We start from the raw sequence: 24,881 nt of genomic DNA, 5'->3' as shown, positions 1-24,881 counted from the left end.
ATGCAAAAGAGAGTTCTGCTGAAGGTGTTGGCGCTGGGCAGCCTGCTGGCCTGCGGCGCGGCCAGCGCCGAAGAGCCCGCGTATCCCTCGCGCCCCGTCACACTCGTCGTCGGCTTCGCGCCGGGCGGCGGCGTCGACCTGATGGCCCGCTACATCGCCAGGAAACTGGGCGACCGGCTGGGCCAGCCGGTGATCGTCGAAAACAAGGCCGGCGCGGGCGGCACCATCGGTGCCGCTCATGTCGCCAAGGCCAGGCCGGATGGCCATACCCTGCTGTTCACCAGCGTGGCCCATTCGATCAACCAGAGCTTCTATCCGAGCCTGCCTTTCGATTCGTTGAAGGACTTCGCGCCGGTGTCGCCCGTGGCGACGGCGCCCAACGGCATCGCGGCACGCATCGATGCGCCCTACAACACGCTGCACGAGATGATCGCGTACGCCAAGGCCAATCCGGAGAAGGTGACCTACGGCGCGGTCAGCGGGTCGACCACCATGTACCTCGGCATGGCCATGTTCGAAAGGGCGGCGGGCCTCAAGCTCCGATACATCCCCTATGGGGGCACCATGGCCTCGGTGCAGGCGACCCTGGCCGGCGAGACCGACCTGGTGTCGAGCGGCTACGCGTCGTCCGACGCCTTCGTCCAGTCGGGCAAGCTCAAGATGCTGGCCGTCACCACCACGAAGCCCACGCATCTCGCGCCCAACGTGCCGACAGTCGCGGCAGCGGCCAACCTGCCCGGCTTCGAGGTGGTGAACTGGATGGGCATCCTTGCGCCGGCCCAGACGCCTGCCAGCGTCGTCAAGCGCCTGAACGAGGAGATCCGCAAGATCCAGGACGACCCTGAATCCGAACCCTTCTTCCTCGCGCAGAAGAACGACAAGTTCCACGACACCCCCGAAGCCTTCGGGAAGCTGATCGCCGTGGACATTGCGCGCTACGGAAAGATCATCAAGGACACAGGCGCCGCCCTGAAGTAGACCCTGCAAGGAGACGAAGCCTGTGAGCCAAGCCAACAAGCGCATCGGGATGATCGTCCCCTCGCTCAACACCATCGGGGAGGATGACTTTCGCCGGTTCTGCCCCGCCGACGTGCACTACCACGTGCACCGCATCCGCCTGCGCAAGGAAGCGGGTGTCGTCACGCCCGAGAGCCTGCTGCGAGCCCATTTGGAGGCGATCGAGGAGGCCTCCTTCCTGAAGGACCTGAACCCCTCTGTCATCACCTTCAACTGCACGGGCGCCAGTGTGGCCTGTGGCGTCGAGGGCGACCGGCGGCTGGCCGAGCGCATGACCGCTGAACTCGGTGTGCCGTCGTCCAACACCATGACGGCGATCAAGCGTGCGCTGCAGAAGGTCGGCGCCCGGAAGATCGTGCATGTGTGTCCCTTTGCCGACAAGTTCTCCACCGAGGAAAAGGCCTCGCTCGAAGCCGCCGGCTTCGAGGTGATCAAGTCCGTGGGCCTGAACTTCGTGGATGCCAGGGAAGCCGCGCAGATGGACCCTGAAGAGCTGGCCGGCATCGCCATGCAGCACGCCGAGAAGGGCATGGACGCGATCCTGCTGTCCTGCGCGAACGTGCGCGCCTTCGAAGCCGTCGCAGTGCTCGAGAAGCGACTGGGCGTGCCTGTCGTCACCAGCAACCAGGCGGTGCTGTGGGACGCGCTCCAACTGCTGGAGTGGACGGGCCAGATACCGCAAGGCGGCATCCTTTTCGGCTGACCGCGCCGGGCGCGCGATGACCATGCGATATCGCCAGTTGGGCAGCAGCAACCTGCGCGTGTCCGCCTTGTGCCTGGGCACCATGATGTTCGGAGACCAGACCGGGCACGCCGAGGCGGCGAGCATCGTCGCCCATGCACGCGAACACGGCGTGAACCTGATCGACACGGCCGACATCTACGCCAAGGGCGGCTCGGAGCGCATGCTGGGCCAGATCCTGCAGGGCCAGCGCCATGACTGGATCGTTGCCAGCAAGCTCGGCAACAAGATGAGCGACCGGGCCAACGAAGGCCACTACTCACGCACCTGGATGCTGCGCGAGGTCGAGGCCATCCTGCAGCGCCTGCAGACCGATCACCTGGACATCCTGTACCTGCACCGCGACTACGGCGGCATGAACCTCGAAGAGCCGCTCATGGCGCTCGATGCTTTGCTGCGTGCCGGCAAGTTGCGCTACTGGGGCGTCTCCAACTTTCGGGCGTGGCGGATGGCCGAGCTGGTGCACATCGCGCGCAGGCTGGGCATGCCGGCGCCCGTCGTCTGCCAGCCTTGCTACAACCTGCTGAACCGCATGCCCGAGGTCGAGATCCTCCCGGCTTGCGGGCACTACGGCATCGGCGTCATTCCGTACAGCCCGCTCGCGCGGGGTGTGCTCACGGGAAAGTACGCGCCGGGTCAAGTGCCGGCCGAAGGCACGCGCGCGGGCCGGGGCGACAAGCGCATGCACGAGACCGAATTTCGCGAGGAGTCGCTGCGCATCGCCCAGACACTCAAGACCCACGCGGAGGCACGGGGCGTGACCCTGGCCCAGTGGGCCACGGCCTGGGTGCTGCACCATCGCCACGTGAGCAGCGTCATCGCCGGCCCGCGCACCCTCGCGCAGTGGCAGGGCTACCTGCCGGCCGTGGACTTGCAGCTCGGCGCCGAGGACGAAGACCGGGTCGACGGCCTGGTGCCGCCCGGGCATCCTTCGACGCCGGGCTTCACGGATTCCATCTTTCCGTTGCACTCCCGCGTCTGACGCCCGAGGGCGCTCAGGCTGCCCTGCCGGCTTGACCGGTCGTGCGCTGCGCGAACCATGCCGACAGCGCGAAGCGTCCGCCGCCACACACGAGCACGGCGAGGAAGCCGCCGATGATCGCCACGTTCTTCTTGATCTGGATGACGTGCAGGCGCCTGGCGGCACCTTCGAACTCCCAGAAGCGGTGTCCGATGAAGATCGTGACGAAGAGGAAGACGATCATCAGGATGGCCGTCTCGCGAACACGGTAGCCCAATGCCACCGCGATGCCGCCCAGCAGTTCGACGACCACGCCGAGCGCTGCAGCGGGAATCCCGAGCGCCTCGGGGAGCTGGAAATTCTTGAACGTCGCGGCGAAGCCGGCGAGGTTCATCGCGTGATTGATCGCGCTCTCGATGAAGATGTACGCGAGCGCAAGACGGGCCAGCAGGAGCACGGTGTCCTGGTGCCGGGCGATCGAGCCCTCCAGCGTGAAACGTGGGTCGTCGATGCTCGGATGCGCCTGGGGCGCGGTGGTTGCAGTTGCCATGTGAAGTCTCCTGTTGGTTTTCGTGTGCTGTGGCAGGCGGCACGACACCGCCCTCACGCACAGCCAAACCATTGTGTTGTTCCGCCCATGCCGCATGCCATCAAAAAGCTGCGGCCAGCCATTGCTTTTTGCTGTGCCGCGCGCGAGCGACCGTCAACAACACCAGGAGACGACGACCGCCTGCGTGGCGATCGTCCGGGAGGGCCTTTCAGCGTCTGTTACGACCATCGGCAGGCGCCACGCCGGCGCCTTCGATGCCGTGCTTCCTGAGCGACTCCGCCACGAAGCCGGAGGCCTTCATTTCCTCGATGAAGCCGCTGAGCCAGGCTTGCGATGCGACGCGCCCCTTGGGCACGCCCATGGCCTGCTCGATGACCATGAAACGCCCCGGCAGCAGGCGCACGCCGCCCACCCGCTTCGCATCCGCTTCGAGTTGCTGCTTCACGCCGGCGGCCACTTCGAGGTTCTGGGCGAGGAACAGGTTGGTCACTTCGGGCGAGGTCGGTGCGCGCACGAGAGCCGCGGACTTCAGCTCGCGCGTCAGGAACAGGTCGTAGGCGCTGCCGCGGCCCACGGCGACCCGCGTTCCGGGGCGGTCCACATCCTCGTTGCGCTGCAGCGGCGAGCCGTTGCGCACCAGGTAGGCGCCTTCGATGATCACGTAGGGCGCCGTGTACTCCATGTCCGCCGCGCGGACCGGGTCGATCGCGACGAAGGCGAGGTCGACCTGTCGCGCCTTGACCGCTTCCACCACGTTGCCGGCGGAGTTGAAGAGCACGAGTTCGACAGGCAAGTCGAGGCGGCGGCCCGCCTCGCGCGCCAGGTCCACGGACACGCCGCGCGGTTCGCCCGCCGCGTCCTTGCTCGCGAGGATCGGGTTGCCGAAGTTGATCGCGGCGCGCAGCTTGCCCGTCGCGCCCAGTTCGGCCCTGGCCGCTGCGCGGGCGTCCGGCCGGGAGCTCGCGCAGCCGGCCAGCAGCAACCCGCCCGCGGCACAGAAGGTGCGGCGTGCGGCATCCATCAGAAGTCGACCTTCTGGCCTGGTTCGGGCACCAGCACCCGTGTCGTCGAGGCTCCGAGCGCCGACGTGAACTCGGCCGGCGTTCCGCGCAGCAGCGGGAAGGTGCCGTAGTGCATCGGGATCGCGTACCGGGGCTTGATCATGTCGCGCACGGCGGTGGCGGCATCCTGCGGCCCCATCGTGAAGTGGCCGCCGATCGGGATCAGCACCAGGTCGGGCTTGTACGTTTCGCCGATGAGCTTCATGTCGCCGTACAGGCCGGTATCGCCCATGTGCCAGATCTTGAAGCCGTTCTCCAGCTCGATGATGTAGCCCACCGGCTCGCCGCCAAAGTGCGTTTCCTCCTTGTCGGTGGCGGGGTTCTTCCACACCAGTTCGGACGAATGCTCGGCATGGACGGCCGTGATCTTCAGGCCCGTCGGACCGAAGGGCGCGACGGTGCCGCTCTTGCCGAAGCGCTGCACCTGCGCCGTCGGCAAGATGCCCAGGCTCACGATGGCCGGGCCCATGCCGCCGGCGTTGTAGACCGGCGCGTTGTTCATCTTCGCGAGCGCGGGCGCGTCGTTGAAGTGGTCGTAGTGGGCGTGCGTCACCAGGATCAGGTCGACCTTGCCCAGCGCATCCAGCTTCTTGAAGGCGGCAGGCGTCTTCGGGTTGGTGGTGAGCCAGGGGTCGATCACGATGACCTTGCCACCGGGCGTGGTGATGCGCATGGTGGCCTGGCCGAGCCATAGCACTTCGGCCTTGCCCGCGGCGATGGTCCCGGGTTGCGTCGGCTGCAACGCGGGCGCCTGCATGGCGGTGCCTGCGCACCCGGCGAGGGCTGCGGCGAGTGCGGCGGTGGAAAGCAGGGAACTCAGTTTCTTCATGTGCTTCTCTCTCTTCTTGTTGAAAAAATGAACTGGCGGAAATGAACTGGGAAGGGGCTAACGGTCCACGCCGTAGAACCTGACCTGGTAGTCGTGGAACAGCGCGTTGCGGTTTTCGGCGCTCGTGCCGTGGTACGGCGAGCCGTTGGTCGATGCGGTCGACTTCTCGCCGATCCACAGGTAGCTGCCGTTGTTGGCGCGATCGCTCTGGCGCCAGGTCGGCAGGCCTTCGCCGTTGGGGTCGCCCGTCTTGACGAAATTGGCCCAGAGGGTGGAAGCCTGGTCCGCCAGCTCGAAGTCGGCCGGACTCCATGACCGCTGCCCCGGCTCATTGCGAAGCGAGTTGAGCACGTACCAGAGGTCCGACGAATGCCACGAGCCGTAGTACTCGCGGTCGCGCCCGGGAGCGGGATGGTCGAAGTAGAAGACGTAGACCTTGCTGCCGGGGTTCTGCCCCTTCAGTACCGTGCCCGCGATCCGGTTCTGCTCCAGCGCCATGTCGGCCTGGGCCTTGAGGTGCTGGCGGTAGGCATCGGTCTTGGTGGATGCCGGGTAGAGCTTCTCGAAGCGGTACTTCGCGTACAGCTCGTCACCCAGCAGCTTCTTCCAGTACGCGTGGAAATCGGCGACTTCCATCTGCTTGTCCGGCGCGCCATCCAGCGCCGTGCGCTCGTCGGCCACGGTGCCGACCATGACGTCCACACCATTGAGTGCTCCGGGACGCAGCAGGTCGACCGATTCCTTCGTCAGGACGGTACCGTCGATGACGGCGTATTTGCCGCTCGTCACGGCAAACATCTGCTCGGCCCGGGCGTCGTCCTTGTAGAAGTCCTCCGCCGGGATCTTTCTCAGGTCCTCGAGCGTCTTGCCCGGATAGAGCTTCTCGAACACCGGCGCCGCGGCAGTCGTCTTGTCGTCGAACGTCACGAAGTTCGCCTTGTCCGGCTGCGCCATGACGGTGGGGCTGCTGTGCATGATGGCCCGCTGGAACAGCCCCTTCGACAGCGGCGTCGACATGAGGGTTCGCACGTTGCGCGAGCCGGCCGACTGGCCGGCGATGGTCACCTTGCCGGGATCGCCGCCGAAGGCGCGGATGTTCTTCTGGACCCATTTGAGCGATTCCACGCCGTCGAGGATCGCGAAGTTGCCCGCGCCGTATTCCTTCGCGCCGGGCAGGGCCAGGAAGCCCATGATGTTAAGCCGGTAGGCCGGCGTGACGACGATGATGCCCTTGGCCGCCAGCCTGGCTGCGTTGAACTCGACCTCGGAGATGTTGCCGTGCCGGTTGCCGCCGCCGTGGAAGAACACCATCACCGGAAGCGATCCGCTCGCGGGCTTCTGCGGTGTCCAGACGTTGAGGTACAGACAGTCTTCGCTGTCCTTCGGGTCCTTTGTCGGATCCCAATAGAACTCGTTGAAATAGAAGGTGCCGGGCAGATTGGCGCTGGCGAGTTGATAGGCCCGGTTGGGCCACGCGGCGCCTTCCCGCACGCCCGACCATGGCACCACCGGCTGCGGCGCCTTCCAGCGGTTGGGCCCCACGGGCGGCGCGGCGAAGGGCACGGCCTTGTAGACCGTGACCCCCGCGACGTCGGTGGACACACCCCGGATCTTTCCGCCTTCCACCGACAGGGTCGTGTCGGTGGCCTGGGCCGATGCGCCCGAGGCGGCGAACCCCATGAGAAGCAGAACAAGGAACATCTCTTTGGATTTCATCGACTTGTCTCCTGAATGAAGTGATGCCGCCGCGCCGTGCCGCGCGGACCCGGACTGCGCGAGCCGCTCAGGGGCGCGCGAGGCTGGTCAGGGTGCGGACGTCGGCGGCCTCGCCGAGCGACCAGCACGCGGCCAGCAGGTCGGAAGTCCGCTGCGCGCCGAGGATGCCGTCGGACAGGCCGTGGAACTTGCGCTCCAGGTCGGCGTCGCTCATCGGGCGTTGCAGCGAGCCGATCGCGTGTTCGATGAACACGTGCTCGCGGCGACCGTCGGTGAGCACCGCGGTCACGTCGGCGCTGGCTTCGTCGATGCTGTCGTCCACCATGGCCACGACCTTGCGGCGCAGCGCCACGACATCGGGGCGATTCACGATGTCGTCGGCGAACTCCTCCTCGGCCGCACGACCGAACACCAGCCCGGCCGCGCAGCCGTGGTACACGCTGAACTTGCCTTGCAGGCCGTCCACCGGTTCCTTCTTGCCGGTGAGTTCGAGCACGAGCGAGTGCACCTTGAGTTCGATGCGCTCGATCTGCTCGGGCTTCACGCCGCGCTCGCGCAGTTGCACGCAGGCGTCGATGCTCGGGTGGATCACGATGCCGCAAGCGAAGGGCTTGTAGCTGTTGAAGGAGATTTCGAAGCGCTCGCCCAGCTCGTCGGTGACTTCATTCCACGCGTACTTGGTGGACACCACTTGCGCCCAGCCGCGCGGCGCCTCGATCGCCTTCGGGCTCGCGGTGTAGCCGTGCTTGGCCATCAGCGCAGCCATCAGGCCGGCGCGTGCCGCGCCGCCGGGATGGAAGGGCTTGGTCATGGTGCCGAACTGCTCGCGCAGGCCGACCGGTTGCGACGCGGCGATGCCGAGCGCCATTGCGGTCTGGTCTGCGTCCAGGCCGAGCAGGCGCGCGCAAGCCGCGGCTGCGCCGAGCATGCCGGTGGTGCCGGTGATGTGCCAGCCGCGGTCGTAGTGGTCGGGGTAGACCGTGTTGCCCAGACGGCAGGCCACGTCGATGCCCAGAACCAGCGCGTCGAGCACGGCGCGACCGCTTGCACCGGTGTGCTCGGCCAGCGCCAGCACGGCCGAAGCCACCGGGCCGGCCGGATGGATGATGGTCTTGAGGTGCGTGTCGTCGAAGTCGAAGGTGTGCGAGCTGATGCCGTTGAGCATTGCGGCGTTCGCGATGTCGACCTTCTCGGCGCGGCCGAGCACCGCGGCCTGCGGTGCCGGCTGCAGTTCCTGCACGGCGGCCAGTGCGGCTTCGACGGCTTCGTGGCGTGCAGCGCCAACGGCGCAACCCAGCCAGTTGAGGAAGGTGCGATGGGCTTCGTGGTCCACCGCATCGCTCCAGCCGCGCGAGGCGTGGCCGGCGACGTACTCGGCCAGGATGCGGGTGATGGGAGGGGCGTTGTGGTCGGCTGCGACCTGGGTATTGCGTGCCATGTGAAAGCTCTAGCTGGAAGGTTGGGGAGAAAAACGGAAAAAAGCGGAGAGTGTGGCGCGCTAGCTGTCGAGTTCGATCTTGCGGTCGCGGGCGAGCTTGGTCCATCGCGCGATGTCGGTGCGGATGTAGTCGGAGAACTGCTGGGGGCTCATCGGCATGGGCTCGACGGCTTCGACCGACAGCTTGTCGCGCAGGTCCGGCGCCTTGAGCACCGTGTTGAGCGATTCGTTGAGCTGGCGGACGATGTCCGCGGGCATGTTGGCCGGGCCGACCACGCCATACCACTGCATGGCGTCGAAGCCCTTGAGGCCCAGTTCCTCGAGCGTCGGCACGTCCGGCGCCGCGGGATGGCGCTTCAGACCCGTGACGGCCAGTGCGCGCACGCGACCCGACTTGAGGTGCGGCATCGCCGCGGCGAGGCCCGGGAACATCACCTGGGTCTGCCCGCCCACGAGGTCGGTGAACGCCGGTGCGATGCCGCGATAGGGCACGTGCACCATGAACACCCCGACCTGCTGCTTGAACAGTTCCATCGTCAGGTGGGTGAGCGAGCCCGCGCCGGAGGAGCCGTAGCTGACCTTGCTCGGATTGGCCTTCACGTAGGCGACGAACTGCTTGAAGTCCTTGGCCGGCACGTCGGCGTTGACCACCAGCACATTGGGCGTGCCGCCGATCATCCCGATGGCGGTGAAGTCCTTGACCGCGTCATAGGGCAGGCGCCGCGTGGCCGGGGCGGTGCCGTGGGTGGCGACATAGCCTTGCATGAGCGTATAGCCGTCCGCGGGCGCGCGTGCGGTGTTCTGCGACGCGATCACGCCGCCGCCGCCGGCCTGGTTGTCCACGACGAAGGTCTGGTTCAGCACCTTGCCCCAGCGCTCGGTGACGGTGCGGCCGATCATGTCGCTGCCGCCGCCGGCGGACACCGGCACGATGTAGCGGATGGGCTTGTTCGGATAGCCCTGGGCATGGGCCAGTCCGTGCAGCCCGGCGAGGGTCGGGGGAAGCGCGAGGACGAAGGCGCGTCTTTTCATGGTGTTGTCTCCTTGTTGTCTTGAAGGTGGGCGGGCGTCAGCCCGTCAGGCCCGAAAGCCGGGTGTAGGCATCGCCGACGTGGCGTGCCATGAGCTTTTCGCAGCGGGCAACGTCGCCGTCGCGCAGCGCGCGGGCGATCGCCACGTGCTCGGCGATCGATGCGCGCATGCCCATGTCCTGCGAAAGGTTCTTGAGGCGCGAGAGGTGCAGCTTCTGCACCACGCCGCGGTAGGTGTCGGCCAGCGCATGGTTGCCTGCGGCTTCGACGATGGCCCAGTGGAAGTTCAGGTTCTCGCGGTAGTAGCGCTGCACGTCGTGCGCGGCGAAGGCGGCGTTCATGTCGGCGATGGAGGCATCGAGCGCATCGGCCAGCGCGATGCGCGCCTCGTCGCCCAGCCGTGCGGCGCGGCGGCCGGCAAAGCCGTCGAGCAGGCCGCGCATTTCGTAGAGGTCGCGCAGCTCTTCGGCATCCGGCTCGCGCACGAACACGCCTGCATGCTTGCGCGCCACGACGAGGCCCGTGCTTTCGAGTTCGCGCAGCGCTTCGCGCACCGGCACCCGCGAAACGCCCAGGCGCGCGGCGATGTCGGGCTCGTTGATGCGCTGCCCGGTTGGCAACTCGCCGCGCAGGATCATCGCCAGCATGTCGTCGCGAACCAGCTTGGCGAGGGGAACGTCGCGCAAGGTCGAGAGCTGGTCGGAAGGGAGGTCGGTGAGCCAGGGCAGCATGCGAAAGTCCGTTGTGGTTCGCATATCGTATACGACAGCCGACTGAAATGTCCACGTTTTCAATAAAAGTGTTGACACTTTGTGCGTCGATGCAAACAATCCAGTCCGTTCAAAGGCCCTCAAAGTTCATTCCGAATGCCCCATCTGCCTGCCTCATCCGCCCTGCAACGCTTCCGCGTGGTCGACCTGACCCAGGTTCGTGCCGGCCCCACCGCCTGCCGCCAACTCGCTGATTGGGGCGCCGACGTCATCCAGGTGCAAATGCCCGAGCACATGCGCGGCGACGACACCCTGGGCGGCCAGGACGGCTCCGACTACCAGTACACGCACCGCAACAAGCGCTCGATCACGCTCAACCTCAAGGAAGACGAAGGCATCGCCACCCTGAAGCGCCTGATCGCGGGCGCCGACGTAGTGGTCGAGAACTTCCGCCCCGACGTGAAATTCCGCCTGGGCATCGACTACGAGACGCTCGCGGTCGACAACCCCGGGCTGGTCTACGCCAGCATCTCCGGCTTCGGCCAGTCGGGTCCGCTCGCGGCGCGCCCTGGCTTCGACCAGATCGCGCAGGGCATGGGCGGGTTGATGTCGGTCACTGGCCTGCCGGGCGACGGGCCGGTGCGCGTCGGCATCCCGATCGCCGACCTGTGCGCCGGCATCTTCGCGGCGCAAGGCATCCTGGTCGCTCTGCTGGAGCGCGAGTCTTCCGGCAAGGGCCAGTGGCTGCACACCTCGCTGCTGGAGTCGATGGTCTACATGATGGATTTCCAGACCTCGCGCTACCTGATCGACGACGAGGTCGGCCACCAGGCGGGCAACTTCCATCCCACGAGCATCCCGACCGGCGTCTACAAGGCCCGCGACGGCTACCTGAACATCGCGGTCTTCGGCTCCAAGATCTGGGAGCGCTTCTGCAACATCCTCGGCGCGCCCGAATGGATCACCGACGAGCGCTACCACGACAAGCCCTCGCGCTCCGTCAACCGCGATGCGCTCAATGCCGAGATCAACCGGCGTCTCGCCGCGCACGACCGCAGCCACTGGATCGAGCAGTTCAACGCCGGCGGCGTGGCCTGCGGCCTCATCAGCGATATGCGCGAAGTCTTCGCGGAGCCGCAGATCGAGCACCTCGGCATGGTCAAGGAAGTCGTGTCGGCCCGCCTCGGCCCGCAGCGGCTGGTCGGCCAGCCGATGCAACTGGAGCGCACGCCCAGCACCATTGCCCGCGCGGCCCCGCGTCGCGGCGAACACACGGAGGAAGTCCTGCTCGAACTGGGCATCGGCGCGGACGACCTCGCCCGCATGAAAGCGACCGGAGTTTTTTGACATGACGAATCCCACCTACGAATCCACCACCGAGCGAGTCCAGACCTGGCTCGACGGCACCACGCTGCACATCCGCTTCAACAACCCGGTGCGGCACAACGCGCTGTCGGTCGACATGTGGGAGGCCGTGCCGCCACTGCTGCGTATCGCGCAGGACGACGACAGGGTGCGCCTCGTCGTCTTCTCCGGCGCGGGCGAAAAGGCTTTCGTGTCGGGTGCCGACATCTCGCAGTTCGAGGACATGCGCGCCGCCCGCGAGGCCGTGACCCGCTACGAGGCGATGGCCGAGGAAGCGCTGATGAGCATCCACGACTTCCCCAAGCCGACGCTCGCCTGCATCCGCGGCTACTGCATCGGCGGTGGCGTGAACGTGGCGATCAGCTGCGACATCCGCATTGCATCCGACGACTCGGTGTTCTCGATCCCGGCCGCGCGCCTGGGGCTGGGCTATCGCTACTCCGCGATGAAGAACCTGGTCGACCTGATCGGCCCCGGCGCGGCCAAGGATCTCTTCTTCACCGCTCGCCGCATCGATGCCGCGGAGGCGAAAACGCTCGGCCTCGTGACCCGCATCAGCACCGTGGAAGGGCTCGACGAGTTGCTGGCCGAGTACACGAAGGCGCTGGCCGACAACGCGCCGCTGACCGTGGCGGCAGGCAAGGCCATCACCCGCGAAATCCTCAAGCCTTCGCCGGAACTGGACCAGCCCCTGTGCGCGTCATTGATCCGCGGCTGCTTCGAGAGCGCCGACTACACCGAAGGCCGCACCGCGTTCATGCAGAAGCGCAAGCCGGTCTTCACGGGCCGATAGCCATGGAACAACGAGGAGATCCAACGATGCAGTCCTACTGGATGCAGATGACCGACGAGTCGACCGTGCTCGAAATGCGCGAGACGGCCGCGCCGCAGCCTGGCCCGCAGCAGTTGCTGTTGCGCATGCATGCCGCGTCGCTCAATCGCGGCGAGTTCGTGGCGGGCCACGGCCTGCACGGCCAGCCGGGAAGCTGGAAAGCCATCGGCGGGGAGGGTGCCGGTGAAGTCGTCGCCGTCGGAGCCGGTGTCACCCGCTTCAAGCCGGGCGATGCGGTCATGGGCCGTTGTTCCGGCGCCTTCTCCGAATACGCGCTGATGGAGGAGATCGAGGCGATGGCCAAGCCCGCGAGCCTGTCGTGGGAAGAAGCCGCCAGCGTCGCGCTGACTTTCCTCGTGTCATACGACATGCTGGTGCTGCAAGGCAGGCTCCAGTCCGGCGAGTGGGTGTTGATCAACGGCGTGTCGTCCGGCGTTGGCGTCGCATCGCTCCAACTGGCGAAGGTGCTGGGCGCGAAGGTGATCGGCACCTCGGGCTCTGCCGAAAAGCTGGCGAAGCTGAAGGCCCTGGGCCTCGATCTCGCCGTCTGCACGCGTGCGCCCGATTTCGGCGAAGCGGTGATGCAGGTGACCGATCGGCACGGCGCCGATCTCGTCATCAACACGGTCGGCGGAACGGTGTTCGCCGAGAACGTCCGCGCGATGGCCTTCGAAGGCCGGCTCGCCACCGTGGGCTACGTCGACGGCGTCGTGCACGCCGAACTGGACCTCGCGGCCCTGCATGCGAAGCGGCTGACGGTGTTCGGCGTGTCGAACAAGCTGCGCAGCAAGGCGCAGCGTGCGGCGGCGATTCCCGGGTTCGTGGCGGACGTGCTGCCGCACATCGCCGCCGGCCGCATCAGGCCGCAGATCGACAGGGTCTATGAATTTCCGCAGTTGAGGGAAGCCAAGGCCACCATGGAAAGCGGCGGCCACGTCGGGAAGATCGTGCTGCGCATGCCAGCCGCGGCCTGAAACCAGAAAAAGAAGGAGACAAGACATGAACATCAAGAAGAGCGTCCTGGCATTGGGCCTCTGTGCCCTTGGAACCGCCGCATGGTCCCAGCCGGGGGACTACCCGAGCAAGCCGATTCGCCTCGTCATCGGCTTCGCGCCGGGTGGCGCTGCCGACTACGTGGCCCGCGCCATGAGCGAGGCCTTCGGCAAGGCGCTCGGACAGCCGGTCGTGGTCGACAACAAGCCGGGCAACGGATCGAGCATCGCGGCGGAACTCGTCGCCAAGGCGCCGGCCGACGGCTACACGCTGCTGATCGCCAGCCCGAGCAGCATCTCCGTCAATCCGGCGCTCAATCCCAAGCTGTCGTACACGGCACGCGACCTCGCGCCCGTGACGAAGATGACGACCTCGCCGCTGGTGCTCGCGGTCAATCCCGCCACGGGCATCCGCTCGGTCGCCGATCTCATCGCGGCTGCGAAGAAAGATCCGGGCAAGCTCAACTACTCGACCTCCGGCAACGGTTCCGCGCCGCACCTGGGCGCCGCGCTGTTCAGCCAGGTCACCGGCGCGGAGATGACGCACATCCCCTACCGCGGCGGCAGCCTGGCGATCCAGTCGGTGATGGCGGGCGATACCCAGCTCACCTTCGGCACTTCGCCCTCGGTGCTGCCCATGGCCAGCGGGGGACGCCTGCTCGCCCTGGCCGTCAGCACGCGCGAGCGTTCGCCGCTGGTGCCCAATCTGCCCGGCATGAAGGAGGCGGGGCTGCCCGACTACAACCTTGAGTTCTGGTACGGCATGTTCGTGCCCGCCGGCACGCCGCCGGCCATCGTCCAGAAGATCTACAACGCGACCGTCACCGCGATGCAGCAGCCTTCGGTGAAGGCCTCGCTGGCGCGCGATGGCACCGAGGTGTCCATCTCGTCATCGCCCGAACAGTTCAACAGCTTCCTGGCCGAAGACGGGAAGTTCTGGGTCAAGCTGGTGAAGAGCGCGAACGTCAAGGTCGAGTGAGGGTCTGACGTTAGGATTGCGCATGCTTCCCCCTTCTTCCAGCACCCGTGGTTCCGCCCTGTCGGAGGGCATCGTCAGCGAGCTCAAGCAACTCATCTACACCGGCGAGTTCAAGCCGGGAGAGCGGCTCAACGAAGCGGCACTGGCCCTGCGAATGGGCACCAGCCGAGGTCCGATCCGCGAGGCGATCAAGGTGCTGGCGGGGCTCGGCATCGTCACGGCGGTCGCGAACCGCGGCGTGTACGTGCGGCAGTTGTCGCTTCGCGAGATGGTCGAGATCTACGAGTTGCGCGCGCTCATGTTCGGCTATGCGGCCGAGCGCGCCTGCGAGCATCTGACCGAAGAGACCAGGAAGCAGATGGAAGACCTGCTGTCCGCCATGGACGCCGCCTGCGAAGCGGAGGACGGCACGCTCTACTACGAGCTGAACCTGCAGTTCCACGCGCTGATCCTCACCCTCTCGAACAATCGCCGCGCCCACCAGGCCTATGACGATTACGTGAAGGAGTTGCACCTCGTGCGGCGCAAGTACTTCAACGCGCCGGGCAACATGCGCCGATCGAACGTGGAGCATCGTGCGATCTTCGATGCGATCGCGGCATCGAACCGGTCGCGTGCCCGCGCGGCAGCCGAGCGCCACGTGCTGGCCGGCCGCGAGCGGCTGCTCGCGAACTTCGGCGACCCGCTCTCGCTGCAAGGCGCCTGACGCGCGCGGACTTCAAGCCCTTCTTTTGAACATCGCCGAGCCACCACTGGCCAAGGCGACGTCATAGGCGGTTGCAAGCAGGGCAGGGCCGAGCGCGAGCATGCGTTTCTCCGTCAGCCGCACCGAAGGACCCGCAATGGTGATCACGCCGATGGCCGCGCCGTTGCCGCTGCGCACTGGCGCGGCCATCGCCGCCATCGCAGGCGCGAACACCTCGTTGATCATGCTGAACCCGCGCTTGCGTGCCGCCCGGATGTAGGCCAGCAGGGCCTTGACCGTGGTCGGCGCCTTGGGGCCGAAGTCTTTCGGCTTGCCGAATCCTTGCCTGGCGACCAGCTCAAGGGCTTGTTCGTCCGTCATCGTCGACAACCATGCATGGCCTGCCGAACTGCATGACAGGTTGACGGAGAGGCCCATGTCCGGGTCGTAGCGCAAGCCCCGCGTCGCACCCTGGGCCTTGGCGACGAAGGTCAGCTCGTCGCCGTCGACGACGGCGAGGCGCACGAGTTCGCCCGATTCCGTGGCCAGGCGGTCGAGCAGTGGTTGCGCGACATCGACGATGCCGCTGTTGCTCAGGAAGCTCAGGCCCAGCGACACCAGTTTCATCGTCAGGGTGTAGTCGCCATGGCGCTGGTCCTGCCGCACATAGCCGTTGCGCGCCAGTTCGGCCAGCAGGCGGTGGGTGGCGCTCAGCGGCATCTCCAGGTCTGCGGCCAGGGCCGACAGCGCACTCCCGCCGGGGTGCTGCGCCAGGTGCTCCATCACTTTGAAGCTGCGTTCGAGTATTGAGCTCATGGAATCTCTTGGAGGCCGGTGGACCGGCATGCGTCGGCGACAACGTTTCCGGATCGGACCATGACCCTAATCCGGCTCGTCGGCATTTTGTAAAGTGTTTTCACTAATGGAAAGGCTTTCCACTATATGAATATGATCGCGCCGTTTTTCCAGCGGCTCGTCCTTTTCCGGACCGTGCTGTCGTTCGTCGATCTTCCTTATGGACAGTGTCTTGAGACTTCTTTTCCGCACCCTCGCAGTGGCCGGCCTGACCCTCGCCATGGCCGCACCGGCCCTTGCTCAGGAACACGAGCGCGTCATCCGTTTCGGCCACCTGAACAACCCCGACCACCCGGTGAGCTTCGGCGTCAAGCGATTTGCCGAGCTGCTGGCGGCCAAGAGCGGCGGCAAGATGAAGGTGCAGGAATACCCGGCCTCCCAGCTCGGCACCGAGATGCAGCAGCAGTCCGCGCTGCAGGGCGGCGTGCAGCAGATGTCCGCGCCCGCCACGACCTCGCTGGCCGGCATCGTCAAGGAGTTCGGCCTGGTCGATTTCCCGTTTGCAGTCGCCAACTTTGCACAGGCGGATGCACTGCTCGATGGCCCGCTGGGGCAGACGCTGATCTCCAAGCTGCCTGAAAAAGGCCTGGTCGCCCTCGGCTACTGGGACCTCGGCTTCCGCAACGTCACCAACAGCAAGCGACCGATCGCCAAGGCCGAGGACCTCGACGGGCTCAAGATCCGCGTGATCCCGAACCCCGTGTTCCTCGAGACCTTCAAGGCCTTCAAGGCCAACCCGGTCCCCATGCCCTTCGCTGAGCTCTATGGCGCGCTCGAGGCGAAGGCGGTGGACGGCCAGGAAAACCCCTTCTCGGTGATCCTGTCGAACAAGTTCTTCGAAGTGCAGAAGTACCTGAGCGCAACCAACCACGTCTACGCTGCCAACATCGTGCTCGTCAGCAAGAAGTTCTGGGACGGTCTCTCGCCCACCGAGCAGAAGTGGATGCGGGAAGCCGCCGATGAAGCCCGCGGCTACCAGCGCCAGGTGAGTCGTGCGGCTGCGCAACGCGCCGTGGGCGACCTGCAGGCCAAGGGCATGCAGTTCAACGAAGTCACGCCGGCCGAGCAGGCCCGCATGCGCCAGATCGCGAAGCCTGTGATCGACAAGTTCGCAGCCAGTTATGACCCGGCCATCGTCAAGCTCTACAACGACGAGCTGGCACGCATCCGCAAGTAAGGGGCAAAGAGCAGCGGTCTGAGCTCGTGGCCCGGGATTCACACAGGGACAAACAACATGAATCGATGGATTGACCGATGCTGTACCGGCATCGAAGCAGTGATCGCCTTCTTCCTCGCGGTGATGGTGGTGCTGGTGTTCGGCAACGTGGTGCTGCGCTACGGCTTCAACTCGGGCATCACCGTGTCCGAGGAAGTCTCGCGCTGGCTCTTCATCTGGGTGACCTTCCTTGGCGCCGTCGTGGCTCTCAAGGAGCACGGCCACCTCGGGGTCGACATGGTCGTGCAGAAGCTGCCGCCCCTGGGCAAGAAGATCTGCCTCGCGCTGGGTCACCTCATCATGCTGTACATCGTCTGGCTGCTCTTCCAGGGCAGCCTGGCCCAGGCCCGCATCAACTGGGACGTCACGGCGCCCGTCACCGGGGCATCGATGGCGGTGGTCTATTCGTCGGGCATCGTCTTCTCGGTGCTGGCTGCGTTCATCCTGGCGCTCGACCTCTACCGGCTGCTGACCGGGCAGATCGCGGAGAAAGACCTCGTCATGGTCCAGGAGTCGGAAGAGGCTGTGCAACTGCAGCAGATCCTCGGCTCGGCATCGGAGCCCGAAAAATCGTCCACCCCTGAATTCGCGCACGGGAGCAAGAAATGACCATCCTTGTCTTCGTGGGCTCCTTGCTCCTCGCCATGGCGATGGGCATTCCGATCGCTTTCTCGCTGCTGGCGAGCGGCGTGGCGCTGATGTGGCATCTGGACTTGTTCGATGCACAGATCCTTGCGCAGAACGTCATCGGCGGTGCCGACAGCTTCCCGCTGCTGGCCGTTCCCTTCTTCATGCTGGCCGGCGAGATTATGAACGTCGGCGGGTTGTCCAAGCGCATCGTCGATTTCGCGCTGGCACTGGTCGGCCACGTGAAGGGCGGGCTGGGCTACGTCACCATCCTGGCCGGATGCCTGCTGTCGGCGCTGTCAGGCTCGGCGGTTGCCGACGCGGCTGCGCTCACGGCCTTGCTGCTGCCCATGATGGTCAAGGCCGGGCACGACAAGGCGCGTGCCGGCGGGTTGATCGCAGCGACCGGCGTCATCGGCCCCGTCATTCCGCCGAGCATCGGTCTCGTGATCTTCGGCGTCGCGGCCAACGTCTCGATCTCCAAGCTCTTCCTCGCCGCGATCGTGCCGGGCCTGCTGATCGGTGCCGCGCTGTGGCTCACCTGGGCGTGGCTCGTTCGTCGCGAAAAGATCATTCCGCCGCCGCGCAAGTCGCCGGCCGAGATCCTGACCGCGTTCCGTCGCGCCCTGTGGGCCTTGATGCTGCCGCTGATCATCCTCGTGGGCCTTCGCATGGGCGTCTTCACGCCCACCGAAGCGGCCGTGGTGGCTGCGGTGTACGCGCTGTTCGTGTCGACCGTGATCTACCGTGAACTGACCTGGAAGGATCTGCACAGCATCTTCGTCGGCGCGGCGAAGACCAGCGCCATCGTCATGTTCCTGATCGCCGCCGCGATGGTGAGCGCCTGGCTCATCACCGTGGCCGACCTGCCGTCGAAGGTGGTCGGGCTGCTGCAGCCTTTCATGGGCAACAAGATCCTGCTGATGTTCGCGATCATGGTGCTCGTGATGATCGTGGGCACGGCCATGGACATGACGCCGACCATCCTGATCCTCACGCCCGTGCTGATGCCGATCGTGAAGGCCGCGGGCATCGACCCGGTGTACTTCGGCGTGCTGTTCATCATCAACAACTCCATCGGCCTCGTCACGCCGCCCGTGGGCACCGTGCTCAACGTGGTGGCCGGCGTAGGGAAGATATCGATGGACGATGTCACGCGCGGTGTGGTGCCATTCATGATCGCGGAGTTCGTGATCATGTTCATCATGGTCCTGTTCCCGTGGTTGGTCATATGGCCGGCGAAGCTGTTCGGCGGTTGAGCTGATTTCCCAAAAACTCTAGAGGAGACTCGTCCATGTCCCGTTTCATTCAAAAGACGCTGTTGGCGGCTGCTGCCGTGCTCGCGATGACCACCGCAGGCGCCCAGGTCAAGGAGCGCACGATCAAGTTCGCGTTCCAGAACCAGACCGGCCATCCCCAGGCGCAAGGTGCGCAGAAGTTCGCCGACCTGGTGGCTGAGAAGTCGGGCAAGAAGATCACGGTCAAGCTCTTCCCCGGCGGCTCGCTGGGCGGTGACTTGCAGACGGTCTCCGCGCTCCAGGGCGGCACCGTCGAGATGACCGTGCTGAACGCCGGCATCCTGACCGCGCAGGTGAAGGAGTTCGCCGCCTATGACTTCCCCTTCCTCTTCAACAACGGACAGGAAGCGGATGCGGTCACCGACGGCCCCTTCGGCCAGAAGCTGATGGCGAAGCTCGAGGAAAAGGGTCTTCACGGCCTCGGCTATTGGGACCTGGGCTTCCGAAACCTGACGAACAGCAAGCGCCCGATCGCGAAGGCCGACGACATCGCCGGGCTGAAGATCCGCGTGATCCAGTCGCCGATCTACATCGACCTCTTCAACACGCTGGGCGCCAACGCAACGCCGCTGCCTTTCCCCGAGCTGTACTCGGCGCTGGACCAGAAGGCGGTGGATGGGCAGGAGAATCCCAACACCGTGATCCTGTCGTCCAAGTTCGCGGAGGTGCAGAAGTACCTCACGCAGACGCGCCACATCTACAACCCGCAGGCGCTGATCGTCAGCAAGAAGACCTGGGACAGCATGAGCGCTGAAGAGAAGAAGATCATTTCCGATGCGGCGACCGAGGCCACGACCTTCCAGCGCCAGGTGTCCCGCGGCGCCGCGGACAGCGCGCTCGAAGCGCTCAAGACGGCCGGCATGACCGTCACCGAACTGCCGCCCGCCGAAATGGCGAAGCTGCGCGACAAGGTGAAGCCGGTGATCGAGAAGTACACGGCATCCGTGGGTGAGGGCACCGTCAAGGAACTGATGGCAGAGATCGCCAAGGTTCGCAAGTAGGAAGCCGCTTTCGTTCGCCTTGGCATCCAGCGCCGGTGACGGCAGACTCGGGGAACGCGTGCAAAGCGCGTTTCCCTTGCCAAGCCCTGGAGGTCATTGATGTACGCCTGCGAATCCATGGCGGACGGTTCGGCGGTCAGCCGGGCCATCTGCCTTTGTCATCGGCCCGAGATCGGGAGACTCACCCGACTCATCAACGCGGACCTGTCCAGGCGCGGCTTCGTGGCCGGCATGGCCGCCTCGGTCGCGACGCTGGGGCTCCCCTTTGGTGCCGGCGCCCAACCCGCTCCCGGCGCGCAAGCCCGGCCGATCGTCCTGACCAACTTCCGCCTCTTCGACGGCAAGGGCGCGACGCTGCGAGACGGTCTCCATCTGGTGATCGACGGCGACCGGATCAAGTCGGTGGGAAGCGGCGCGCCGGCAGCGCCTGAAGGCGCCCAGACGATCAACTGCGGCGGGCGGGTCGTCATGCCCGGAATGATCGACGCCCACTGGCATTCGCTGTTCGCGGCCCTGCCGCTCCAGGTGCTCCTGCAAGGAAACATGGGCTATATCCATGTGGCGGCGAGCGCGGAAGCCCAGCGCACGCTGTTGCGGGGCTTCACGACGGTGCGTGACCTCGGGGGGCCGGCGTTCGCCTTCAAGCTGGCGATCGACCAGGGCCTGACGCCGGGCCCGCGCATCTATCCTTCCGGCGCGATGATCACGGGCAGTGGCGGGCACGGCGACTTGCGCCCGTTGTCCGATGTGCCGCGCAACCCGGGCACCCTGAGCTTCTCGGAGCAGACCGGCGCAGCGGCCATCGTCGACAGTCCGGACGAGATCCGGCTGCGCGTGCGCGAGCAGCTCACGCAAGGCGCTTCGCAGATCAAGCTCGTGGGCGGGGGCGGCGTCTCCTCGCCGCGCAGCCCGCTGGACCTGACGACGCTCTCGGAGGCGGAGTTGCGTGCGGGCGTGGAGGTCGCGAAGGACTGGAACACCTACGTCACGGTGCACGCCTATGCGTCGCAGACCGTGCAGCGCGCCATCGCCGCAGGCGCCCGTTGCGTCGAGCATGCGCACCTGATGGACGAGACGACCGCCAAGATGATGGCCGACAAGGGCGTGTGGCTGAGTATCCAGCCCTTCCTGTCGGAGGAGGACACGGGCCAATTGACCGGCCCGAACCGCGTGGCCGCGCTCCAGGTGTTCGCCGGAACCGACAACGCCTACAGGCTCGCCAGGAAGTACAAGATCAAGACCGCATGGGGGTCCGACATGCTGTTCAATCCGGCGCTGGCCCTCCGCCAGGGCACGATGCTGACGCACCTGACGAAGTGGTACTCGAACGCCGAGATCCTCACCATGGCCACTTCCACCAACGCGGAACTGCTGGGCCTTTCAGGTCCGCGCAATCCTTATCCCGGAAAGCTGGGCGTCATCGAGGAAGGCGCGTACGCGGACCTGTTGCTGGTCGACGGCAATCCGCTCGAGAACATCGCGCTGCTTGCGAACCCCGACAGCAGCCTTCTGATCGTCATGAAGGACGGCAGGATCCACAAGAACACGCTCAAGACCTGAGCGACAGGCCCCGGCCAGCCCGGCGCTATTTCTTGCCCTTCTTGCCGGACCGGGACTTGCCGGCGGCTGCCGCGCCGCCCGTGCTGCCGCGGCTCCCGGCGGCCTGCTGCTGGTAGCGCTCGAAGTACTCGGAGGCCATGCCGCGGATGGATTTCCCGATGTTGGCGTAGTCGTATTCGTTGAGGTTGGCCAGCGACACGCGACCCGATGCGTGCTGGCTGCCGAAGCCCCGGCCCGGCAGCAGCACGACGCCGGTTTCCTGCGCCATCCGGAAGAGCGCCTCGTTGGGCTTGAGTTGCGTCAGCAGCCATTTCGCGAAGTCCGCGCCGTGCATCTGCGTCGCGATGTCCTCCATGTCGAGCAGGTGGTAGTAGCGCACCGAGTTGGGGTCGACGACCATCGGGATGCCCAACTCGCGGTAGAGCGCCTGCTTGCGGCGCAGCACGATGCGCTTCATGGCCGCCTTGTAAGCCTGCGGTTCGTCCATCAGCGAGAAGAGCGAGAACATGACCATCTGCGCCTGCACCGGCGTCGACAGACCTGCCGTGTGATTCAGCGCGACGGTGCGGCTGTCGGCCACCAGGCGGTCGATGAACTTGAGCGCGCGGGGCTCGGTGGTGATGGAGCTGTAGCGCTCGTCCAGTTCCTTTCGCCGTGCCTCGGGCAGCGCCGCGATCCTCTGGTCGAGGATGTTGGTCTGGTGCGTGGCCACCACGCCCATGCGCCAGCCCGTGGCGCCAAAGTACTTGGAGAAGGAGTACACGAGGATCGTGTTGTGCGGGCACATCGCGAACAGCGAAGTGAAGTCGTCCGCGAAGGTGCCGTACACGTCGTCCGTGAGGATGATGAGGTCCGGCCGCTTCTTGACGATCTCCACGATGTTCGCGAGCACCTCGTCGCTCATCTTCACCGAGGGCGGATTGCTCGGGTTGCAGAGGAAGAAGGCCTTGACCTTGGGGTCCAGCAGCTTCTGCAGCTCCTTCCGGGTGTACTGCCAGTTGTTCTCCGGCTCGGCTTCGATGTTCAGCTCGATCAGCCGATAGTCGTTGAGGTGCGGAATCTCGATGTACGGCGTGAAGATCGGCATGCCCAGCGCGATCGTGTCGCCGGGCTCGATCAGGTGGTTCTCGCGCATGCTGTTGAACAGGTAGGTCATCGCCGCGGTGCCGCCCTCGACCGCATACATGTCGAACTTGCCCACGAAGGGGTGCGTGCCGATCATCTCGCGGTGGATGTACTGGCCAACGATGATTTCACTCAGGCGCAGCATGCGGTCGGGCACCGGGTAGTTGCAGCCCAGGATGGCTTCGCACATCTCGTAGATGAAGTCGCCGGCCGAGAGGCCGAGCTGGTCGCGGACGTAGGAGACCGCGGCCTCGATGAAGCGCACGCCGGGGCGCGACCTGTGGGTCTGCGTGAAGATCTCGAAGCGTGCCTCGATGCCCTCGCGCTGCGGGAAGCCGCCGACGTCGTCCATGTAGACATACGAGCGCTCGGACTCGGTCATCGCGAACAGGCCGAACTGGAAGAAGCCGTGGCGCGGCGTCGTGGCCAGGAAGTTCGGGTTGCCGCGCCCGGCGTTCAGCATGAGCCGGTCGCCTTCGGAGGCGACCTTGATCAATGCATCCTTGAGTTCGAAGGGGCTCAGGTTGCTCAGTTTTTCGACGTCGCTGAAGTCCATGGCGTGCTCCTTGGTTCGTTTGAAAGAGGGGTGGGTGCGCTCAGGTCAATGCGACGATCAACGGACCGAGCAAGGTGAGAAACACATTGGCGAGTGCGTAGGTGATCGCGAACGGAACGGTCGGCATGGAGTTCTCGGCTTTGTCGAGCACCTCGCCGAAGGCCGGGTTGGCGCTGCGCGAGCCCGACAGCGCACCCGCGAAGGTCGCCACGTTGTCGTAGCGCAGGACGTACCGGCCGAACAGCATGGTGATGATCATCGGCACGATGGTCACCACCACGCCCACGCCGAAGATCGTCAGCCCGTGCTGCTTGATCGTCTCGACGGCCTGCAGGCCGGACGACAGGCCCACCACCACCACGAATCCGGCGAGACCGAGATCCTTGAGCAGCTGGACCGCGCCCGGGGGAACCGCCCCGAAGGTCTGCTTCTTTGCGCGATACCAACCGAACAGCAGGCCCGACAGCAGCGCGCCGCCGCCGCTGCCCAGCGTGAGCGGAATGTCGCCGAGCTTGACGCTCAACAGCCCGACGAGCAGACCCACCACCAGGCCTGCGCCGAGGTAGACGAAGTCGGTCTTCGTGCTTTGGACGATGACGTCGCCGATGCGCGCCGACACGCGCTTGACGTCCTGCTCCGCACCGAAGATCGAGACCAGGTCGCCTACCTGGACCACCGTGTCGGGCTTCATGGGCAGTGCATTGCCCATGCGGCTGATCTGGGTGACGAAGATGCCGTGCCGCGCACCGCCCGCCGTCTCGTCGCGGATCTGCGCGAAGGTCTTGTGATCGAACTCCTTGTTGGTAAGGACAATCTCGCGCTTCTGCATGGTGAGCTCCATGCCATCGACGTCGTAGAGCTCTTTGCCCATCAGCGGCGCGCTGCTCACCACGGCGTCGCGCCGGCCGACCACGAGCACGATGTCGTCCTGCTGCAGTTTCAGGTCGGGCCCGACTTCGATGAACTTGCCGCCGCGCTTCACGCGCTCGATGGTGATGGTGGTTTCCGGATTCGCATATTCGATGCCGGCGACCGTTCGCTGCGGATCGCTCGTGAGCTGGTAGATGCGGCCGACCAGCGCGGGTGCGGCAGCTTGCTGGTCGGGCCCCAGCGCGGCGGCGCCGGCCAGCATTTCGGTCTCGGCCGCGATCGCGTCGTCGCGGATGGATCGGCCCATGAATTTCGGCAGGATGTTGACGCACACGATGATCGCGCCGAAGGAGCCGAAGACGTAGGTCACCGCATAGCCGATCGCCACGTTGCCTTGCAGGCGGGTCGTCTCGGCGGCTGAAAGGCCGAGCTTGGCGATCGCGTCGCCGGCCGTGCCGATGATGGCCGACTGCGTCAGCCCGCCCGCTGCGACGCCGGCCGCGAGGCCTTTGTCGAGCCCGCAGAGCTTGGCCATGATGATCACCGTCGCGAGCCCCGTGACTGCCATGAAGGCGGCCAGCACGATCTCCTTCAGCGAGCGCTTGCCGAGCGAGCTGAAGAACTGCGGGCCGCTCTCGAAGCCGACCGCATAGATGAACAGCGCGAAGAGCACGGCCTTCACGCCATCGTCGACCTTCACGCCGACCTGGCTGACCACGACCGCCACCAGCAGCGAGCCGGCCACGCCGCCCAGCTGGAACTTGCCGAACTTGATCTTGCCGATGGCATAGCCGACGGACAGCGAGAGAAAGAGCGCCATCTCTGGCGACCTCTTGAAGAGATCGTGCAACCACTCCATGGTCCG

The 24,881-nt window shown here is 65.9% G+C and carries 23 protein-coding genes; 13 read left to right on the top strand and 10 right to left on the bottom strand.

Features of this window, described 5'->3' with window-relative positions:
- The 3 genes from QTH90_RS15700 to QTH90_RS15690 are packed head-to-tail and all read left to right on the top strand — an operon-like array spanning position 1 to position 2,741.
- Positions 1 to 978 carry a Bug family tripartite tricarboxylate transporter substrate binding protein gene (locus QTH90_RS15700; protein WP_286665497.1) on the top strand — a complete coding sequence of 326 codons (978 nt, stop codon included), beginning with the start codon at positions 1 to 3 and terminating at the stop codon, positions 976 to 978.
- Positions 979 to 1,000: 22 nt separating this feature from the next.
- Positions 1,001 to 1,720 (top strand): maleate cis-trans isomerase family protein, encoded by a 720-nt coding sequence (locus QTH90_RS15695; protein ID WP_286665496.1) that lies wholly within the window; start codon positions 1,001 to 1,003, stop codon positions 1,718 to 1,720.
- 22 nt (positions 1,721 to 1,742) lie between these two features.
- Positions 1,743 to 2,741 (top strand): aldo/keto reductase, encoded by a 999-nt coding sequence (locus tag QTH90_RS15690; RefSeq protein ID WP_286666269.1) that lies wholly within the window; start codon positions 1,743 to 1,745, stop codon positions 2,739 to 2,741.
- A 13-nt stretch (positions 2,742 to 2,754) separates the two neighbouring features.
- On the opposite strand, the gene QTH90_RS15685 is transcribed toward QTH90_RS15690, so the two are convergent.
- The 7 genes from QTH90_RS15685 to QTH90_RS15655 all read right to left on the bottom strand — a co-directional run bounded on the left by QTH90_RS15685 (position 2,755) and on the right by QTH90_RS15655 (position 10,076).
- A complete protein-coding gene (locus QTH90_RS15685; protein ID WP_286665495.1) occupies positions 2,755 to 3,270 on the bottom strand; it encodes a DoxX family protein in 516 nt (171 codons plus the stop codon).
- A gap of 208 nt (positions 3,271 to 3,478) precedes the next feature.
- Positions 3,479 to 4,291, bottom strand: a complete 813-nt coding sequence (locus QTH90_RS15680; RefSeq protein WP_286665494.1) for an ABC transporter substrate-binding protein — start codon at positions 4,289 to 4,291, stop codon at positions 3,479 to 3,481.
- Positions 4,291 to 5,160: a metal-dependent hydrolase gene (locus tag QTH90_RS15675; protein WP_444814728.1), complete on the bottom strand. Its 870-nt coding sequence runs from the start codon at positions 5,158 to 5,160 to the stop codon at positions 4,291 to 4,293. The genes QTH90_RS15680 and QTH90_RS15675 overlap by 1 nt, the downstream gene beginning before the upstream one ends.
- A 57-nt stretch (positions 5,161 to 5,217) precedes the next feature.
- A complete protein-coding gene (locus QTH90_RS15670) occupies positions 5,218 to 6,876 on the bottom strand; it encodes a carboxylesterase/lipase family protein (RefSeq protein WP_286665493.1) in 1,659 nt (552 codons plus the stop codon).
- A gap of 67 nt (positions 6,877 to 6,943) precedes the next feature.
- Complete coding sequence (locus QTH90_RS15665) at positions 6,944 to 8,314, bottom strand: MmgE/PrpD family protein (RefSeq protein WP_286665492.1); 1,371 nt, start codon at positions 8,312 to 8,314, stop codon at positions 6,944 to 6,946.
- A 60-nt stretch (positions 8,315 to 8,374) separates the two neighbouring features.
- On the bottom strand, positions 8,375 to 9,346 hold the full coding sequence (locus tag QTH90_RS15660) for a Bug family tripartite tricarboxylate transporter substrate binding protein (protein WP_286665491.1): 972 nt from the start codon (positions 9,344 to 9,346) through the stop codon (positions 8,375 to 8,377).
- A gap of 37 nt (positions 9,347 to 9,383) precedes the next feature.
- Positions 9,384 to 10,076 carry a GntR family transcriptional regulator gene (locus tag QTH90_RS15655; protein WP_286665490.1) on the bottom strand — a complete coding sequence of 231 codons (693 nt, stop codon included), beginning with the start codon at positions 10,074 to 10,076 and terminating at the stop codon, positions 9,384 to 9,386.
- Positions 10,077 to 10,211: 135 nt separating this feature from the next.
- Between QTH90_RS15655 and QTH90_RS15650 the strand changes: the two genes are divergently transcribed.
- From QTH90_RS15650 to QTH90_RS15630, 5 genes are read left to right on the top strand one after another with little or no spacing between them, the layout of a single operon-like run.
- Entirely contained in the window at positions 10,212 to 11,402 is a 1,191-nt protein-coding gene (locus QTH90_RS15650) for a CaiB/BaiF CoA transferase family protein (protein WP_286665489.1), read from the top strand.
- A gap of 1 nt (position 11,403) precedes the next feature.
- Positions 11,404 to 12,213, top strand: a complete 810-nt coding sequence (locus QTH90_RS15645) for an enoyl-CoA hydratase (RefSeq protein ID WP_286665488.1) — start codon at positions 11,404 to 11,406, stop codon at positions 12,211 to 12,213.
- Between the two features lie 26 nt (positions 12,214 to 12,239).
- Positions 12,240 to 13,226, top strand: coding sequence for a quinone oxidoreductase family protein (locus tag QTH90_RS15640; RefSeq protein ID WP_286665487.1), 987 nt, complete (start codon positions 12,240 to 12,242; stop codon positions 13,224 to 13,226).
- Positions 13,227 to 13,251: 25 nt separating this feature from the next.
- Positions 13,252 to 14,223: a Bug family tripartite tricarboxylate transporter substrate binding protein gene (locus QTH90_RS15635; protein ID WP_286665486.1), complete on the top strand. Its 972-nt coding sequence runs from the start codon at positions 13,252 to 13,254 to the stop codon at positions 14,221 to 14,223.
- A 22-nt stretch (positions 14,224 to 14,245) separates the two neighbouring features.
- A complete protein-coding gene (locus QTH90_RS15630) occupies positions 14,246 to 14,929 on the top strand; it encodes a GntR family transcriptional regulator (protein WP_286665485.1) in 684 nt (227 codons plus the stop codon).
- Between the two features lie 12 nt (positions 14,930 to 14,941).
- Here QTH90_RS15630 and QTH90_RS15625 read toward each other — a convergent pair whose 3' ends face one another.
- Positions 14,942 to 15,724 (bottom strand): IclR family transcriptional regulator, encoded by a 783-nt coding sequence (locus tag QTH90_RS15625; protein ID WP_286665484.1) that lies wholly within the window; start codon positions 15,722 to 15,724, stop codon positions 14,942 to 14,944.
- A 211-nt stretch (positions 15,725 to 15,935) separates the two neighbouring features.
- Between QTH90_RS15625 and QTH90_RS15620 the strand changes: the two genes are divergently transcribed.
- From QTH90_RS15620 to QTH90_RS15600, 5 genes are all read left to right on the top strand, one after another.
- Entirely contained in the window at positions 15,936 to 16,940 is a 1,005-nt protein-coding gene (locus QTH90_RS15620) for a TRAP transporter substrate-binding protein (protein WP_286665483.1), read from the top strand.
- Positions 16,941 to 16,997: 57 nt separating this feature from the next.
- Positions 16,998 to 17,588 (top strand): TRAP transporter small permease, encoded by a 591-nt coding sequence (locus QTH90_RS15615; RefSeq protein ID WP_286665482.1) that lies wholly within the window; start codon positions 16,998 to 17,000, stop codon positions 17,586 to 17,588.
- Positions 17,585 to 18,865: a TRAP transporter large permease gene (locus QTH90_RS15610; protein ID WP_286568247.1), complete on the top strand. Its 1,281-nt coding sequence runs from the start codon at positions 17,585 to 17,587 to the stop codon at positions 18,863 to 18,865. Before QTH90_RS15615 ends, QTH90_RS15610 begins: the two co-directional genes overlap by 4 nt.
- Positions 18,866 to 18,900: 35 nt before the next feature.
- Positions 18,901 to 19,905, top strand: coding sequence for a TRAP transporter substrate-binding protein (locus QTH90_RS15605; protein WP_286665481.1), 1,005 nt, complete (start codon positions 18,901 to 18,903; stop codon positions 19,903 to 19,905).
- A 99-nt stretch (positions 19,906 to 20,004) separates the two neighbouring features.
- Positions 20,005 to 21,465: a metal-dependent hydrolase family protein gene (locus QTH90_RS15600; protein ID WP_286665480.1), complete on the top strand. Its 1,461-nt coding sequence runs from the start codon at positions 20,005 to 20,007 to the stop codon at positions 21,463 to 21,465.
- 25 nt (positions 21,466 to 21,490) lie between these two features.
- Here the strand turns inward: QTH90_RS15600 and QTH90_RS15595 are convergent, their stop codons facing one another.
- Positions 21,491 to 23,146, bottom strand: a complete 1,656-nt coding sequence (locus tag QTH90_RS15595; protein ID WP_286665479.1) for a bifunctional aspartate transaminase/aspartate 4-decarboxylase — start codon at positions 23,144 to 23,146, stop codon at positions 21,491 to 21,493.
- Between the two features lie 40 nt (positions 23,147 to 23,186).
- Positions 23,187 to 24,875 (bottom strand): aspartate-alanine antiporter, encoded by a 1,689-nt coding sequence (gene aspT, locus QTH90_RS15590; protein ID WP_286665478.1) that lies wholly within the window; start codon positions 24,873 to 24,875, stop codon positions 23,187 to 23,189.
- Between the last annotated feature and the right edge of the window lie 6 nt (positions 24,876 to 24,881).

This window comes from Variovorax flavidus (genome assembly GCF_030317145.1).
GTDB classification, from domain to species: Bacteria; Pseudomonadota; Gammaproteobacteria; order Burkholderiales; family Burkholderiaceae_C; genus Variovorax; species Variovorax flavidus.
The sequence above is the reverse complement of the archived record's forward strand: the minus strand, read 5'-3'. Positions and strand labels throughout refer to the sequence as shown.

Coding starts and splice junctions, on each gene's coding strand:
- QTH90_RS15700 (WP_286665497.1), top strand. CDS start 1: ATGCAAAAGAGAGTTCTGCTGAAGGTGTTGGCGCTGGGCAGCCTGCTG.
- QTH90_RS15690 (WP_286666269.1), top strand. CDS start 1,743: ATGCGATATCGCCAGTTGGGCAGCAGCAACCTGCGCGTGTCCGCCTTG.
- QTH90_RS15685 (WP_286665495.1), bottom strand. CDS start 3,270: ATGGCAACTGCAACCACCGCGCCCCAGGCGCATCCGAGCATCGACGAC.
- QTH90_RS15680 (WP_286665494.1), bottom strand. CDS start 4,291: ATGGATGCCGCACGCCGCACCTTCTGTGCCGCGGGCGGGTTGCTGCTG.
- QTH90_RS15675 (WP_444814728.1), bottom strand. CDS start 5,160: ATGAAGAAACTGAGTTCCCTGCTTTCCACCGCCGCACTCGCCGCAGCC.
- QTH90_RS15670 (WP_286665493.1), bottom strand. CDS start 6,876: ATGAAATCCAAAGAGATGTTCCTTGTTCTGCTTCTCATGGGGTTCGCC.
- QTH90_RS15665 (WP_286665492.1), bottom strand. CDS start 8,314: ATGGCACGCAATACCCAGGTCGCAGCCGACCACAACGCCCCTCCCATC.
- QTH90_RS15660 (WP_286665491.1), bottom strand. CDS start 9,346: ATGAAAAGACGCGCCTTCGTCCTCGCGCTTCCCCCGACCCTCGCCGGG.
- QTH90_RS15655 (WP_286665490.1), bottom strand. CDS start 10,076: ATGCTGCCCTGGCTCACCGACCTCCCTTCCGACCAGCTCTCGACCTTG.
- QTH90_RS15650 (WP_286665489.1), top strand. CDS start 10,212: ATGCCCCATCTGCCTGCCTCATCCGCCCTGCAACGCTTCCGCGTGGTC.
- QTH90_RS15645 (WP_286665488.1), top strand. CDS start 11,404: ATGACGAATCCCACCTACGAATCCACCACCGAGCGAGTCCAGACCTGG.
- QTH90_RS15640 (WP_286665487.1), top strand. CDS start 12,240: ATGCAGTCCTACTGGATGCAGATGACCGACGAGTCGACCGTGCTCGAA.
- QTH90_RS15635 (WP_286665486.1), top strand. CDS start 13,252: ATGAACATCAAGAAGAGCGTCCTGGCATTGGGCCTCTGTGCCCTTGGA.
- QTH90_RS15630 (WP_286665485.1), top strand. CDS start 14,246: ATGCTTCCCCCTTCTTCCAGCACCCGTGGTTCCGCCCTGTCGGAGGGC.
- QTH90_RS15625 (WP_286665484.1), bottom strand. CDS start 15,724: ATGAGCTCAATACTCGAACGCAGCTTCAAAGTGATGGAGCACCTGGCG.
- QTH90_RS15615 (WP_286665482.1), top strand. CDS start 16,998: ATGAATCGATGGATTGACCGATGCTGTACCGGCATCGAAGCAGTGATC.
- QTH90_RS15610 (WP_286568247.1), top strand. CDS start 17,585: ATGACCATCCTTGTCTTCGTGGGCTCCTTGCTCCTCGCCATGGCGATG.
- QTH90_RS15605 (WP_286665481.1), top strand. CDS start 18,901: ATGTCCCGTTTCATTCAAAAGACGCTGTTGGCGGCTGCTGCCGTGCTC.
- QTH90_RS15600 (WP_286665480.1), top strand. CDS start 20,005: ATGTACGCCTGCGAATCCATGGCGGACGGTTCGGCGGTCAGCCGGGCC.
- QTH90_RS15595 (WP_286665479.1), bottom strand. CDS start 23,146: ATGGACTTCAGCGACGTCGAAAAACTGAGCAACCTGAGCCCCTTCGAA.
- aspT (WP_286665478.1), bottom strand. CDS start 24,875: ATGGAGTGGTTGCACGATCTCTTCAAGAGGTCGCCAGAGATGGCGCTC.